16 protein-coding genes are annotated in these 13,446 nt (G+C 59.4%); all 16 read right to left on the bottom strand.

Annotated elements, in window-relative coordinates; genetic code table 11:
- Positions 1-38: 38 nt before the first annotated feature.
- The 16 genes from ACTPOI_RS15465 to ACTPOI_RS15390 all read right to left on the bottom strand — a co-directional run bounded on the left by ACTPOI_RS15465 (position 39) and on the right by ACTPOI_RS15390 (position 13,444).
- A complete protein-coding gene (locus tag ACTPOI_RS15465) occupies positions 39-842 on the bottom strand; it encodes a hypothetical protein (RefSeq protein WP_440110341.1) in 804 nt (267 codons plus the stop codon).
- A 1-nt stretch (position 843) separates the two neighbouring features.
- Positions 844-1,200 (bottom strand): hypothetical protein, encoded by a 357-nt coding sequence (locus ACTPOI_RS15460; RefSeq protein WP_440110339.1) that lies wholly within the window; start codon positions 1,198-1,200, stop codon positions 844-846.
- The gene (locus ACTPOI_RS15455; RefSeq protein ID WP_440110337.1) at positions 1,200-2,237 is read right to left on the bottom strand and encodes a hypothetical protein; all 1,038 of its coding nucleotides are present in this window, start codon (positions 2,235-2,237) and stop codon (positions 1,200-1,202) included. The genes ACTPOI_RS15460 and ACTPOI_RS15455 overlap by 1 nt, the downstream gene beginning before the upstream one ends.
- Positions 2,238-2,487: 250 nt before the next feature.
- Complete coding sequence (locus ACTPOI_RS15450) at positions 2,488-4,032, bottom strand: hypothetical protein (protein ID WP_440110335.1); 1,545 nt, start codon at positions 4,030-4,032, stop codon at positions 2,488-2,490.
- Positions 4,032-4,556, bottom strand: a complete 525-nt coding sequence (locus ACTPOI_RS15445; RefSeq protein ID WP_440110333.1) for a hypothetical protein — start codon at positions 4,554-4,556, stop codon at positions 4,032-4,034. Before ACTPOI_RS15445 ends, ACTPOI_RS15450 begins: the two co-directional genes overlap by 1 nt.
- Before the next feature lie 3 nt (positions 4,557-4,559).
- Positions 4,560-5,030, bottom strand: coding sequence for a hypothetical protein (locus tag ACTPOI_RS15440; RefSeq protein ID WP_440110331.1), 471 nt, complete (start codon positions 5,028-5,030; stop codon positions 4,560-4,562).
- A complete protein-coding gene (locus ACTPOI_RS15435; RefSeq protein WP_440110329.1) occupies positions 5,030-5,455 on the bottom strand; it encodes a hypothetical protein in 426 nt (141 codons plus the stop codon). The genes ACTPOI_RS15440 and ACTPOI_RS15435 overlap by 1 nt, the downstream gene beginning before the upstream one ends.
- A complete protein-coding gene (locus ACTPOI_RS15430; RefSeq protein ID WP_440110327.1) occupies positions 5,452-6,312 on the bottom strand; it encodes a hypothetical protein in 861 nt (286 codons plus the stop codon). The genes ACTPOI_RS15435 and ACTPOI_RS15430 overlap by 4 nt, the downstream gene beginning before the upstream one ends.
- Positions 6,309-6,908, bottom strand: a complete 600-nt coding sequence (locus ACTPOI_RS15425; RefSeq protein ID WP_440110325.1) for a phage adaptor protein — start codon at positions 6,906-6,908, stop codon at positions 6,309-6,311. The genes ACTPOI_RS15430 and ACTPOI_RS15425 overlap by 4 nt, the downstream gene beginning before the upstream one ends.
- On the bottom strand, positions 6,905-7,243 hold the full coding sequence (locus tag ACTPOI_RS15420) for a hypothetical protein (RefSeq protein ID WP_440110323.1): 339 nt from the start codon (positions 7,241-7,243) through the stop codon (positions 6,905-6,907). The genes ACTPOI_RS15425 and ACTPOI_RS15420 overlap by 4 nt, the downstream gene beginning before the upstream one ends.
- A gap of 75 nt (positions 7,244-7,318) precedes the next feature.
- Positions 7,319-8,287 carry an SU10 major capsid protein gene (locus ACTPOI_RS15415; protein ID WP_440110321.1) on the bottom strand — a complete coding sequence of 323 codons (969 nt, stop codon included), beginning with the start codon at positions 8,285-8,287 and terminating at the stop codon, positions 7,319-7,321.
- 12 nt (positions 8,288-8,299) lie between these two features.
- Positions 8,300-9,259: a hypothetical protein gene (locus ACTPOI_RS15410; RefSeq protein WP_440110319.1), complete on the bottom strand. Its 960-nt coding sequence runs from the start codon at positions 9,257-9,259 to the stop codon at positions 8,300-8,302.
- A 91-nt stretch (positions 9,260-9,350) separates the two neighbouring features.
- The gene (locus ACTPOI_RS15405) at positions 9,351-9,647 is read right to left on the bottom strand and encodes a hypothetical protein (RefSeq protein WP_440110317.1); all 297 of its coding nucleotides are present in this window, start codon (positions 9,645-9,647) and stop codon (positions 9,351-9,353) included.
- Complete coding sequence (locus tag ACTPOI_RS15400) at positions 9,644-10,048, bottom strand: hypothetical protein (protein ID WP_440110315.1); 405 nt, start codon at positions 10,046-10,048, stop codon at positions 9,644-9,646. Before ACTPOI_RS15400 ends, ACTPOI_RS15405 begins: the two co-directional genes overlap by 4 nt.
- Positions 10,049-11,131 (bottom strand): hypothetical protein, encoded by a 1,083-nt coding sequence (locus ACTPOI_RS15395; protein ID WP_440110313.1) that lies wholly within the window; start codon positions 11,129-11,131, stop codon positions 10,049-10,051. It lies immediately after the preceding gene.
- Positions 11,132-13,444 (bottom strand): portal protein, encoded by a 2,313-nt coding sequence (locus ACTPOI_RS15390; protein ID WP_440112636.1) that lies wholly within the window; start codon positions 13,442-13,444, stop codon positions 11,132-11,134.
- Between the last annotated feature and the right edge of the window lie 2 nt (positions 13,445-13,446).

Here is a 13,446-nt window from a genome sequence, read left to right as displayed (position 1 = left end):
GGCTGCTCTGCATTGAAGTCAAGAAGTCCTGCCATGTTTTACGCTCCTTCGCCGCGATAGCCTTCACCGGAGATGCGACGGCGCTCCCACTCTTCGCGGGCGAGGTCGTCGGGCGACTTCTCGGGCGGCTTGGTGTCAACCGGAGTTGGGGGGATGCCGTTCGTTGTGGAGGTGAACGGATTCAGCTCTGGGAAGTCCAGAAGCCCGTAGGAGCCGCTAGAAGGCGCTGGGAAAGGCCCGCCCATGCCAGCCTGGCCCAACGCAGTCAAGAGCCCTTGCTGGTCGAATGACGCACTACCGCCAGGCATCCCAGCGCCGAAGCTCTGCCCGCCGCTCATGTCGCCGCGCTGCATCTGGCTTGCTTGACCCATTGCACCCATGAGGCCACCGCCACCCATGCCCATGGGCTTGGTGTCGTACACGCCGTCACCGCCCTGTTGCATCATCATGGGCTGCTTCATGTTGGTCTGCATACCACCCATGCCGCCGCCGTAACCACCACCGCCGCCCTGCATGGCTTCCATCTGCGAGTTACGGGGGCCGCGCTGGTAGTCAGACTGCATCATCTGGTTGGCAAACTGCATCATCCCCGGCGCGATCTGGTTGCGGAACGAATCGAGGTCGGTGAACAGGTTTTGATAGCCCTGCTGCTGCAGGCGGTTGAACGGGTTGCGCTGGTAGTAGCGCTCCAAGTCCTGCCCGGTGTTGAGCGAGTTGATAAGCGGCTTGCGCGCTGGCTCCCATGGTTCTTTGGACTGAGCTTGCGAGCTGCCGCCCTCATCGCCACCCATCAAACCGCCGACCACTGCGCCCGCTACGGGGCCGAGAATTGCTCCTGGCATATCAAAGTTCCTTTTCTGCTGTCACGCAACGAATGCGGTAATCGGGACGACGGCGCGCACAACCTGGGCGGCCTGAGAAGTAAGAGCGAACGCAGCCGATGGACTTGGCCCAATCGTTGGCTTCGTCCACCAGTTCGGGTTCGTAAACGCCTGCGCTGAACTTGAGATCGATTGCAAGGCCGCGCTTGGTCTGGACAACCATGGAAATCAGCCAGTAGTCACCCTTACGCCATAGCTGGGCCTTGTCCTCTTTGCACATGGCGATCCAGTCTTCTACATACTGGTCGTCGCAATAGTCGAACGCAGGCCGCAGCGCATCCACCGCTTCTGCGGGGATGGTGGAAGGCGTGTAATGCATCAGCCGTAGATCCAATCGATGTTGTCGCTGGGGCCGCGATTGGTGCCGCTGCCGCCATACGTCCATCCTTGGGTGGCAGATGACGAGCCGCCGATGTTGCCCATGCCACCAGCGATCCGGCTGCCCAGCTGCGCACCACCGAGCGCACCCATGATGGGGTTGCCCTGCTGGCTGCTGCTGCCCGTAGTGGTGCCGTAACCCTGGCCGATGCCGTTGTACTGGTTGGAGAACTGGCTCCAGTAATTCATCGGCGTGTTCTGAATGTTCGTGCCCGCGTTGATACCGGCTTGATTGCCCTGCTGCTGGCGGTCGTAGATGCCCAGACCAAAATTCGCGCCGTTTAACCTATTGTTGAAGTTGTTTTGGTTGATCTGCGCGTCAAGCCCTGCAAAGCCCAAATCGTTGTTGCGCAGGCCGAGGTCGTAGTTCAGCGAGGTGTTGAACCCTTGGCCGTACAGGTTGGTCAATGCGTTGCCGATCTGGCCGTTCAGGTCGTTCATGGCGTTGGCTTCGATCACGCCTTGACGCGAACCGCCGAAACCGCCTGTAGCCATCATCTGGCTACTGATCTGCGGCATCACCTTGCGATTGAAGTTCTGGGTCATCTGCCCAGCCATTACGTCACCCATCTGCGAGAGGTAAGGGTTCTGCCCCGATGGTGCGCCGCCGAAGCTGCCGCCACCACCCATTGCGCCGCCCTGCCCGCCTGGTGCGCCGCCCATCTGCATAGGTTTGTTGTTGTAAACGCCTGCACCACCAGCACCACCGCCCGCAGGCGCAGAAGCACCCCACGAACCAGCACCACCGCCCGGGATGCCGCTCAGGTCTTGCGTGCCTGAGCCACCCTGCCAAACTGGGCGCGAATCCCAGCCATTTGCGGCGTTGACGGCTGCACCTTGGTCGCCCATCATTGAGCCCACCTGTGCGCCAGTCAATGCCCATGACGGCCTGTCTGCCGTTCCGTAGTTGTGCGGGTTCTGGTACGTCGAGCCGTCCGCATATGTGTAGATGCCCGTTTTGGGGTCAAGTCCTGCCATTTTTTCTCCTATCCCAAGAAGCGCCACGACCCGGCGCGATACCCGTAAAAACCAGCACCAGAGCCGGGGTTCCATAGCGTCCCGTCAGCTAGCGCGAGATCACCGTCACGCGGCCTTGTCGGCGCTACGTAAAGCGTTTCCATCTTCAAAGTTGGCGTGTTGATCGCGCGGGCGATGTTTTCCAGCTCCACCATGAAAAAACCCGGCAACTGGGCCGGGTCTTGTGGAACGTTTCGCGGTAGGTAGGCCATCAGTAGCCCCCCATCATTTGCACGTCAACGTCATAGCTGCGGATGCGCCATGGCTGGTTGTCCAGCGACTGAAAGCGGATCGCCAAGAACCGGCCCGAGGCGAAGGTGTCTGCCTTGAAGGTGGAGCCAACAGTGAAGGTCACGGGGTCTGACCATGTGGGAGCCACTTCCACGTCATTCGTGCCGCCTACTTGAACCTGCACTTGCGTGCCTTTGGCTGCGTCAATACGGGGATAAACGGCCTTGATGAGCTTGACCTGATCCGGCTTATCAAACGCAAGCCCGATGCGCTCCAGCTTTGACGTGAACACGGAGCCATTGAAGGTTGCCGACACATCGACAGCGCGAATGGACGGGCCTAGATGGGTCGTGAGTAAGCGAGACTGCGCCGGGCTCAGTTCGTCCTGATTCCATGCGGTAGTTGCGTCGTTCCACGTATCGCCGTTCGCCGCCCATGTGGAGATGATGTTGTAGTCAATCTGCCCCACAGCGCCATACGTCACATTGTTGAGCGGGCGAATCGCCCATGCGCCGGTCGTCCAGTTCCACACCGCTGCTTGCGTGCAGGCTTGTTTCCCAAGCTCAGGGAAGCACACCCACACTTCATTCGCTGCTGGGTTCGTCGTGAGGAATGCGCGCTTGCGGTTCGTACTGTCGATCTGGTTGAAGATCCATTTCCGAAGCACTGCAGTGATGATCGATTTAGGCCCTTGGCCGTTGTGCACGATCACATCACCGGGCGTGAGAACCACATGGCCTACATCGGTATTCACGATGCAACCACGCGCCAAAGCACCGACCGAACCCGGCAAGCGCTGGAAGCGGAAAACCTGTTCGTTCCCAGTGGGCACCATCGACCACATGGAGCTTTCCTTGTAGATGATGTTCGCATCTGCAAGGGGTAGCTGATCCACCATCAAAGACGGATCTTCTGCCAGGTCGATTTCGCCCGCGTTCTTGGTCAGGTCGGTTTCGTCGTAGGACGAAGGCAGCGCACCAGGCACGGCAGGATCAGACCACTTCACCATATGCGGAAACCTATTGTTCGTGGTTCCCACGTTCTTGGTCACATCCAAGCCGACCAGTACGTTCTTGTATGGCCGCAGGGACGCTACACGGGTCGTAGCGGGCCATGCAGTGAGGTTGGTTGCAACACCGGTACCACCCCAGCCAACGGGCACATTGACGCCGTTATTCGCCACCAGCACCCCATTCAGCACACCACCTGTCCAGCGGTCATCTACGCCACCTGTCGGAGCAGATGCTGGGGTAATCGTGGTGCGGGATGTGCCGTCATCTGCATACAGCGCAGACGTACCGGCATGGACAAACCAGCGCTTGCCGCCTTGGTTGTAGCCCTGCAGCCAGTACGGCGTGACCACGGGCGTGTCGAATAGCTGCTTTTCACCCTTAAATCGTTCGGCCCCGTTCTCACGGAAACGAACGTTTGCCGAGTCGGACCATGCGTTTATCGGCAACTCGTGCGGCGGCTGGTCTTTGATGACGCCGTACTGCCCTGCCATGGGAATGGTGATGATTGGCATCAGTTTGCCCCCAGCTTCACCGCTACACGCAGCAAGCGCGGGTCGAACAAATGCGCGTCAGGTTCAGGAACCCCCAGCATCGTCGCGCAAACTTCGCTGCACATGCCGCGCGACACCTTCGGCGGGAGAATCCACAGCAAGTAACGCGCAATGGCTTGCCAGTCGTACAAGCGGCCCTCGTTGTCGCTGGCCCACTGTGCAGCCAACAAAGCATCTGCGCGGGATTCATCCAGTGCCCAATGGTCGCCGGATACGTCAATGCGCTTAAAGCGGACTCCACCGATGCGACCCGCCCGGCGCTTAGACCATGCGGGCATACGCTCCAGACCCACACTAGAGCAGCACCAAAGCGCCCCATTGGCATCCGGCTGGCAGGTGCCATCGGGCATCAGGTGATCCACACCATCGCCTGGTTCAAAGACAATCTCGCTGTGGCTTTCACGTCCACCGAGGCGAAGGCGGATCAGGACGTTACCAATGCCCATCAAGCCCTTGCGGGTGCCGATGTAGGAGGCGAGCTTCATGTGTCAACCGCCCCGGAAGCGTTCAATCTCTTGCACAGGGGCGTCAAGGATCTGCAGAGCACGGCCCGCGGCGATCAACCCAGCGGCCTCCAGCGCCTGCACGCCCGTCCGAAGGTCTGCGTGGTCTAGATCAATAAAGGTCGCGCCCTCTTGGTCTTTCAGGTCTGCGCGCAGCGCTGCGGACTGCTGGCGCTGGGCCAGGCTGGCTGCAGGGTTATCCAGCGCAGCCATTTCGAGCGCGACCTTTTCAGCGCGCGTGAAGCGGTTACGAAAGGCCAATTTGATGACGTGGCGTAGGGCGGGAACAGCAGCGGGCGGGGTGAATTGCTGCGTGATCGCGTTGTACGTCTGCCCCAGAAGATCGCTGCGCAGTCCATCGACCAACACCAGATTTGCAGCAGCAGGAAGAACGGCTGCGGTTTCCGTGACTGAGGTCACAACGCCATTGCCGTTAAGTTGTGCGTAATAAGGCATCAGAAATACTCCACAAGCTGCCAGCTAACGGCGGTGTCCGACGCAGCAGACGCTCGCGTCGCGGTCAGGGTTGTGCTGTTGGTCAGCTCAAGCCGGGCGCATACGTTGACCCCTGTGCCCGAGGCCGTCTGCCCCAAATCAATCAAGATGGATTTGCTGACGTTGACTGACGAAATCGTGGCTGTAGCGGAAGCAGCCCCTGAAGCGCTCAAAACGCCACGCTGAATAGACTTGATAGCGCTCATCCCATCGGGCCGCCAATTGGTGCTGTCTGCGCTTGGGTCGGTCGTACCAGCGCCAGCAACTATGCGGACATATCTTTGCTGATCCGCTGGAGATCGCACGATGCGGCCTTGCGAATATGTGGAGCCGCTTACCCAATAGGGAGGCTCGCCGCCTGCGAAGAACTGAGACAAATTGCTCATGCGAAAACCCATCCTCTCGTTGCATCTGCAAACACCAGCAAACCGGGGGCGTGGGTGGCGTCAATCGTCAAATCTTCGGCCAGCCCCATGATGTTTTGACCGTTCCTGGCAATCACAGGGCTAACCGTTCCGCTGCGATTGCTAAAGCGCACCCAATCACCAGGAGATGGCGACGAGGGGAGCGTCAGCGTGGTGGACGCCGTGAAGACGTAATGGCTACCTCTGACGGCATTGGTCGGCGTCGAAATCACAACAACCGCGCCCGTCACACTGGCCCAGCTTGCAACGGTGCCGTTTGTAGTCACGAAACGCCCTGCGTTGCCCGACTGACCTGGCAGCGCAGCAGAGAAGGCCGTGGCCGATACGAACGCAGTGGATGCGGCGTTGTTCGTGGCATCACCTGCGGTAGCCGTGGGCACAGTGATCGTCGCCCCGGTGTAGTTGTGCGTGCCTGTCCACGTCTGTCCGGAAATAGCGCCCTTGCTATCAATCTGCGTTTGCAGCGGTGAGGTAACACCAGCAAGGCGCAGCAGTTCAGCCGCAGTGACCACGCCAATCGTGGTTGCGGCAGGAAGCGTGACCGCTGTGGCTCCGCTGTAGTTGTGCGTGCCTGTGTAGGTTTCGCCTGCCTTGTTCGCCTTGGCGGTGAACTGGGGTTGAATGGCTGACGTGACGCCTACGCAGTAGTTCAGTTCGGTCGCAGAGGCTGTGACAGCCGTGGTGCCGAAGTTGGGGAACTGCGTTTTCAGGACAGTCTTTGTCAGCCGGATATGGTCGTCACCTTCGCTGATGAGGTCGGCAGCGGTAGGCAGCGTGGTGTCTAGCTGGCTGATGAATGTTGCGGTTTCGACGGTCATCGATAGCTCCGTGGCTTGATCTGCATCGCGCCCGCTGCGGGTAGGCGTTTGCGTGCGTCCTGCGATGCGATCTGACTCATGACCATGTTGAACATGGGCGCATATTTGTTGGCCTCTGCGTCGTCGCGCGTGTAAAGGTGAAGCTGTACCAACGTGCCGTACAGGTAGGCGTCTGGGTGTTCAGTCAGCAGAAAGTTGGTCGTTGTCGTGTCCGAAAGCGGCACCAGCTTTCGCAGGTAGTTCAGCGTGTATTGCCCACCTGTGGGAGCGATGAACTTGATTTCGCCGTCCAGTACCGTGTAGCGGTTGGGGTTGCCGCTGACGTATGCGCTGACCCCGTTGGGTGACGTGTAGTCCATCGGGTACTCGCGCCCGTTGGAGTTCAGCACCAGCAGTTCCACCTGATCGAAGTCGGCAGGCAGTGCAATCGTTCCGGTGCTGGTACCGGTCACAGCCGTCTCAAATGCCCGCAACGGCAGTTGGCGAGACATCTCGCGTTCAGCGCGCTGGATGAAACTCGGGATCTTGTCTGCCAGGTCTGTGCGGTGCGATTCCGAGATGACTTCCGCTTGCAGGGATGCGTAATCGGTGATCACTTGAGCGCCCGATCAAACATCACAAACGCAGGGTTCTCACGCAAGAAGGTCATGATTGCTTTCCTGCGTTCGGCAGGGTCGCGAATGACCGAGATGCGGGCGTATTCAACGGGTGGAATGTGGCCGATCATCTTGCCCTCTCCCCATCGCTTGCCCTCTGTCGATTCCCGCGCAATGCGGGCGTGTTCAAGGTGTGGCGCGGCGTCGTAGGTCTTTTGGACAATGACCGAATCACCCTCAAAGTGGACTTGCTGACGCACGCCGAAAGCGTTGACGCCTTCGTCTACCGTGACGTTCTCCGCATAGCCCGTGGGCGACATGCCGACAAGATTCATAGCTTCCCCTTGCAGCGTCTCGCGACGGATGCATAACGACAAAGGGGGGCCGAAGCCCCCCTCTCTTGCGACCGTTTAGGCGGTCAGGTCGGCGATCTTGAACATCGCCTTTTCTGCGTCAAGACGCAGGGTCACGTCAGCGGTGATCAGCTTCTTCTTGCTGTCGCCGGTGTCGCCGATTTCCTTGGGCTTGAAGCCGTCAAGGAACGCCATCGAGGCGTACTCGGGGTTCACACCAAATACCGTGGTCGCGCCGCTCATGATGTAGTGCGGGACGATTTCCAGTTCGCCGAAGTCGGACATGTAAACGTCAGCACCGCCGATGATGCGACCCTGTTCCTTCTTGCCCACCTGGTAGCGGTTGACCGCGATACCCGTGAACGCAGAGAACAGCGTCTTGTGGTTGGGCGACATGACCACTTGACGGGGGATCATCCCGCTCTGTGTGTAGGTCGATTGCACCACCGTCTTGAGCAGTGTTTCCGTGAAGGCGCGACCCGTGCCAGGCGTAGGGGCCACGGTAGCAGCACCCGACGTGTGCGATGGAGTCGAGCCGCCAGCACCGTGCGAGGTGTTGGTGTAGATCATCGCGCCCAGACCGGCCAGCTTCGATGCAGTGGTGGAGTTACCCGCCACGGCGACGTTGTTGGACAGCACAGCGGCTTCCATGTCGCGCTTCATCTCCTTCATCATCTTGGCCGTCTGGTAGGCCATGGCGGTCTTCTGACCGGCCTTGTTGACGATGTCAGCGCGACGCGAGACCACAGGCTGCTTGCTGAAGATCTGGCAGTAGTTGCCCACGCGCTCAGTGCCGGTCAGGGCAGAGCCTGCGAAGTCGTCACCGTCGATCAGGGCGTTGTCTTTGTTCGCAGCTGCGAGCGAATCACGCTGCCACTCGTGGTAGGTGTTCGATGCGGTGGACTTGCCCAGACCGGAGGTCACGGGGGTTTCTTCGGGCGACGTGTTGAAGATCTTGTCGATCAGGTCTTCACGTACGGAGTTGTTGACGTCGTAACGGTCAAAGGTATTTGCTGGTTGTGGCATTTCTCGATTCCTTTACCGGCCAGTGGCCGACAGGTAGGCCGCCAGGTCATCCAGCTTTGCGCCACCCTTGCGGGCAAATCGCGTTTCGAGCTGTTTGATCTTGGTTTCCGAGCGGGCTACGGGTTGTTTGGTCGCAGGCAACTTCGGCGCGGATTGCGCCTTCTGCTGTACTGCTGGCTTTTTGTCGTGCAGGGCGCGATACGCCACCGCATCACGCAGGGCAAGCACCAGGCGCGGGTCGTAGACGTTGGCGAACTCTTGTTCACCAAAGCCGTAACGCTTCGACGCTTCCTGATAAATCCCTGCCAGCTTGGGCTTGTCGATGCCCTTCTCTTGGAGGACGCCCCATGCGCGCTGAAACAGCTGCTGGCGTTGTTGCGCCTGCATTTGCTGTGACTGCATTTGCTCTGTCTGCATCCCTTGCTGGAGCTGCTGCAAACGGCTTTGCACGAGGGCTGTGCGCTGTTGCTCCTGCACCCACAAAGAGGGGTCGGTCTGCGCCAGGACAGCCATTTCCTCCGCTGATCGCAAGCCTGCAAGCTCTCGGACTGCGGCGTGAGCCAGTTGGGCCTGCTGCATGTAGTGGTTGCGAGACTTCTCAATCTCAGACGTGACCACTTCGAAGGCTTGCCGTTCGCGTTCTGCCAGTGCCTGCGTCTTGACCGTGTAGTCGCGCTGGCGCTGATAGCCTGCAATCAGCTCTTTTTGATCAACCTCCAGGGTTTGATCAGCACCGTCTTCGCCTTTGACAGTGACTTTGAAAATTGCGCTTGGTTGATCTTCGGCGTCTTCCTCCGAGGCTTCTGCTTCGGATTCATCAACTGCGCTTTCGTCCTCGTCGGGGTCCTCTTGCGAGTCCGTCTGAGGTTGTGCGTCGTCTTCTTGTTCATCAGGGGCCTCTAAGGGCTTGTCCTCAAGAAACGACGCGAGGTCATCCAAACTACCGGGTGCCGTTACAGCTTGTCCGTCCATGTTTTGCTTTCGCTCTGAACCCTTCCAAAGCCACCGGAAGGGCTACGGGGTCGCATCACTGCGGTTGCCCCAAAAAGACAAGGTGGCTTGTCTACAAAACGCGGCGCATCAGCTTTTTGGCTGTGCTTTCGTTTCTCATGTCGTCCAGTTCCAACTGGCGTTGGGCGAACTTGCCGCCTTCCACCATCCCGGACAGGACGCTCTCGAACTTGTCGGTCAGCTTTGCCAGTTGCAGCAACAGGACTTGGCCCTCTTTGTCACGCACTGGGCATTTCTTCCACGCATCGACGACATCAGTGCGCAGGGCTTCCATCGCTGCCTTGTAAGCAGGGTTGTCCAGCACTTGCGATGCTTCGAAACCCTTTTGGGCAATCTGTTGGTTGGTCATGTCAGTAGCGCGATCAGCGCGTCCTCTTCGTCTTGCTCTTGCTCTTCCTGAACGCGGCGCACCCAGAAGGCAACCTGCGCAAGAAACAACTGGTACACATCGGGCGTATCGGCCTTGGGCATCTCAGGCGCTTGGGCCTGCCACTGGCGCATGAGCGTTTTCAGCTTCTGTTCGCCATCTCCCGCCAACACAGCTTGCGCGGCTTCCACTTCGATGACCTGGGCGCGCTTCTTTGCCCTGCGGCCCTTGGGCTTGAACCGTTCGGCCCTTGCTTCAAGCACCTCTTGCAGATACGTCTTGCGATAGACGATCTGCGCGCCCATCTCAAACCCCGCGTTGCGGGGTGGCGCTTCTTCTTCGGGCGGCGTCTCGCCTGTTTGCGCGAAGAGTAGGAGCAGCATTTAGGTGTACGTGGTTGCTACTTTGACTTCGCCAGCGCCAATGGCGGTGGTGTCCAAGTCCCCGGCAGCGCCAGTGATCGCCAGAGAGATACCAGTACCGAAGCGGATACCGTTCGATCCACCGTTGACCAGCACCGTGCCGCCCGATGGGATAGCAACGGTGAAAACCGGCGTGGATGTGCCGACAGTCGGGGCGGTGGTCAGGTTGAACAGTTTGAGGAGCCGTGAGGCGGCATTGGTGTTGCTTACCGCGATGCTCCAGAGCGTGCCTGCCGTGTTCTTGACCAGCGTTGCATTCGTTGTGGCCGCGCTGTTGGTAAACAGGGTGGTAGGCGTGACAGGCAGTACCGTGCCGCCCGTTACCGTCGCGGTGACAGTTCCCGATACCGGCTGTGTGCCGCTGATCTGAGCGGCTGGAATAGGCTCTGTAGCGTAGGTGCCGGGGATCATCGTCCACACCTGAGTGCCGGAGGTCCAAGCGGACGCGCGGACCCGGAACCACCTCATGGCGTTGACCGACAGTTCCCACGCATACGCAGGCGCTGCACCCAGCACGCCAGTGGTGGTTTCAATCGTGTTCGCGTTGGAGCGGATGGCTTGCACACCAAACCAAGTGCCGTCCGTGCCGTTGGTCGAGTCGAGCGAGCCCTCGAATGTGGCATTCACGCCCGCAAACGTGCCTTTGCAGTGAATCATCAGGTTGGAGAACCGCTCCGTGTTCACGAATACCGTGCTGGTGGCGCTCGTCACATTGCCAACGGTCGGCGCATAACTGGCGGGCTTGCTGGCGACCTTCAACCGGCCTTCTTCATCCATCTTGAGAATGGTGTAGTCGCCATCGTTCGCGGTCGGCAAGTCGTTATCCGAGCGGATTGCGAGCATCAGATTGCCGGTCGCACCCGATATGTGTGGGGAGTCCTCGGCGTAGGCAGATGCAGACGTGATGGGCAGAGGATTGGCAGCAGAGATGCGGGACGATGCCCCATCGCCGCCAATGTCCAGCTTCACTACCTGATACTGCACACCGCCCACATCGTCGGTCGCTACCACATCGCCTGCGCCGGGCAGGGTTACGTTGTCCATTTACTGCACTCCAATCACTTTGCCGGATTCATCCCGCACAACTGTTCGCATCTGTGAGCCTTGCTGAACGCCAACGACCTTGCCGGTCTCATCACGAACGATTGCCTTTGGTGCGTTGGACTGCTCCACGAGCGCGCCAAGGGCCTGCATGACCGAATCCATGGGGTCGGGCTTCTCCCATACTTCGCCGGTCTCTGGGTTGATCTCCAAGCCCGTCAACTGCGATTCAGGGTGTGCAATGCGGGCCGTGATGATCTTCGTCTTGTTGTCGGCGTCCGTCTTGTAGCGATCCAACTCCAACTGCGCCATGGCAAGCTGCTGCTTGTGCATTGCCATCAACTGTTCGCGCTCTGCATCGCGGGCATCGTTTGCGGCTTGTAGCTCAAGCTGCATCTGCGTCTCGCGCTGCTTTGCCTCAGCCTGCAACGATTCACGCTGCATGGTCAGTTGCTGTTCGGCTTGGAACTTCTGGGCATCTGCTGCAAGCTCCATCTGCTTGACCAGCACTTGCGGCGGTGGTGGTGGAGGCTGCTGTGGTGGTGGCGGTTCTTTCGCGGGGTCTTTCCAGAAGTCGCCCACGTTCTTAAAGCCTGCGTTCTCCACCAGCTTGGCTTGCGTGTTGTAAATCTTGGTCGGGTCGATCAGCGCAGGGCCAAAAGGAGACTGGGCCAACGCCATCTGCGATTGGAAGATCGCGCTCAGGTGGCGCAGCTGCATGTCCTTGTCGCCAGTGCCAAGGCCCACATTGATCGTCATGTCATACGAATCGCGCCACTCTTGCGGGTCGTACTCCACGAAGTCATTGCGCAGGCGGAAGGCGATCTTCTGCATGTCGCCTTCGGTCAGCAGCTTCAAGATGCCTTGGAAGATCGGCTTCACCAGGCATTCGGCCATGATGCGAGCGATCAGCTTGATGCGCATCTGGCTAGCGTTCATCAATCGGGCTGATTCGCCATTCGTCTTTTCCAGACCATCCGCGCCCAAGCCCTGCGAGTAGCGCGTCACACCTGTGCGGTTCTCGCGCATGGCATCGACGTACTCAAGGATTGGCAGGGTTTGCCCACCCACAAAGGGCGTGACGTACTCTTGCAAGCCGTCCATGCTCTTGGTGCGCAGAACACCGCCCGGCCTGTTGTCCAGCAGGTCATCGATGTTCGCCATTGGCGAGCCTTGCGCATCGGTCAGCACCTTCGTGCGCGGCGTGTTCGCCAGATACAGCGAGTTCAACATCTGACGGGTCATTTCCGTCTTGAGCTGCTGAATGTCGCTGACTGTCTCGGCAATGCTCATGCCGTCCCAGCGGTGAGCAACCAGAATAGGGGACGCGGTAGCAATCGGGACGTGTGACTCTTCCTCGTTCTTGAGGATCTTGTTCTTCAAGCGGTAGATGCAGCGACGTTCGGCAATGCCGTCGCCGTCATAGTCCACCAGCACATACTCGATGCGCAGATAGCCTTCAGTCAGCGAGTCGTCTTCGACACTGACCATGGTGTCGTCTTCGTAGGCGTCACCGTTCTGGCTCAAGCGCGAAGTGCGGAACTCTGCGTCTGCCGATTCGCTGGGGTCGTCCGATCCGGCCAGGTCTTCTGCCGTCACATCGGTGTAGCCCATCTCCACCAGGTCGGAGAGCGTCACGCGCATGATGCGGGCGACGTACGGGCAATCGTGCAAGAGCGGCTTGGTCCAATCGCGCTTGACCAGCAGATCCTCGGGGGGGAAGGCTTCTACCTTGATCTCTTGGGTCGTTTCTTCCTGCTCAAGTGTGGCGTTGTAGATGGTCAGCGCTTCGCCCGTCATGGGGTCTTGCACTTGGCCCACTGGCTCGGCGTTGAGCAGTTCGCCCCCCTGCTCCAGCGCCATCGTCAGCTGCATCTCGCTCACGCCACGCAGCGGAGTCTTGACCTTGCGGCGCTTGGTTTCCTTGCGCCAGTGAACGGCACCGTTCTTGACCAGCAATGCGTCCTTGATCGCTGTGTAAAGGATCAGGAAGCCGTCATTCTTTTTGGTGAAGACGTAATTGCAAGTGTCAGTCGCTTGCTCTGCGCCCTTCACGTCCTCGGCCTTGGTGGGCTCAAACGACACGATGGAATCAGTAGCAGCGAATATGTCCAGCAGCTGCGGCAAGATCCATTCCACGGTGTCTTGCACGTCACTGGTGACAATGGACGACCAGCCGTCTTCCTCATTGCCGTAGGGCATGCGGAAATACTCGCGCTGGGCCTTCTCGCGCTCGCCACCAAGCGCACCCCACACGAATGCCGCCGAATCTTCCTCCAAGGTCTGGAGGTGGTTCAGCAGAGCCTCGTCGTCCATGC

This window comes from Acidovorax sp. BL-A-41-H1 (genome assembly GCF_051942715.1).
This window is presented reverse-complemented; position numbering and strand designations above follow the sequence as displayed.

Bases quoted from the DNA above. Each gene is read 5' to 3' on its own strand.
- ACTPOI_RS15420 (WP_440110323.1), bottom strand. From the start codon at position 7,243: ATGAATCTTGTCGGCATGTCGCCCACGGGCTATGCGGAGAACGTCACG.
- ACTPOI_RS15435 (WP_440110329.1), bottom strand. From the start codon at position 5,455: ATGAGCAATTTGTCTCAGTTCTTCGCAGGCGGCGAGCCTCCCTATTGG.
- ACTPOI_RS15455 (WP_440110337.1), bottom strand. From the start codon at position 2,237: ATGGCAGGACTTGACCCCAAAACGGGCATCTACACATATGCGGACGGC.
- ACTPOI_RS15445 (WP_440110333.1), bottom strand. From the start codon at position 4,556: ATGAAGCTCGCCTCCTACATCGGCACCCGCAAGGGCTTGATGGGCATT.
- ACTPOI_RS15415 (WP_440110321.1), bottom strand. From the start codon at position 8,287: ATGCCACAACCAGCAAATACCTTTGACCGTTACGACGTCAACAACTCC.
- ACTPOI_RS15440 (WP_440110331.1), bottom strand. From the start codon at position 5,030: ATGCCTTATTACGCACAACTTAACGGCAATGGCGTTGTGACCTCAGTC.
- ACTPOI_RS15395 (WP_440110313.1), bottom strand. From the start codon at position 11,131: ATGGACAACGTAACCCTGCCCGGCGCAGGCGATGTGGTAGCGACCGAC.
- ACTPOI_RS15405 (WP_440110317.1), bottom strand. From the start codon at position 9,647: ATGACCAACCAACAGATTGCCCAAAAGGGTTTCGAAGCATCGCAAGTG.
- ACTPOI_RS15430 (WP_440110327.1), bottom strand. From the start codon at position 6,312: ATGACCGTCGAAACCGCAACATTCATCAGCCAGCTAGACACCACGCTG.
- ACTPOI_RS15460 (WP_440110339.1), bottom strand. From the start codon at position 1,200: ATGCATTACACGCCTTCCACCATCCCCGCAGAAGCGGTGGATGCGCTG.
- ACTPOI_RS15400 (WP_440110315.1), bottom strand. From the start codon at position 10,048: ATGCTGCTCCTACTCTTCGCGCAAACAGGCGAGACGCCGCCCGAAGAA.
- ACTPOI_RS15450 (WP_440110335.1), bottom strand. From the start codon at position 4,032: ATGCCAATCATCACCATTCCCATGGCAGGGCAGTACGGCGTCATCAAA.
- ACTPOI_RS15390 (WP_440112636.1), bottom strand. From the start codon at position 13,444: ATGGACGACGAGGCTCTGCTGAACCACCTCCAGACCTTGGAGGAAGAT.
- ACTPOI_RS15410 (WP_440110319.1), bottom strand. From the start codon at position 9,259: ATGGACGGACAAGCTGTAACGGCACCCGGTAGTTTGGATGACCTCGCG.
- ACTPOI_RS15465 (WP_440110341.1), bottom strand. From the start codon at position 842: ATGCCAGGAGCAATTCTCGGCCCCGTAGCGGGCGCAGTGGTCGGCGGT.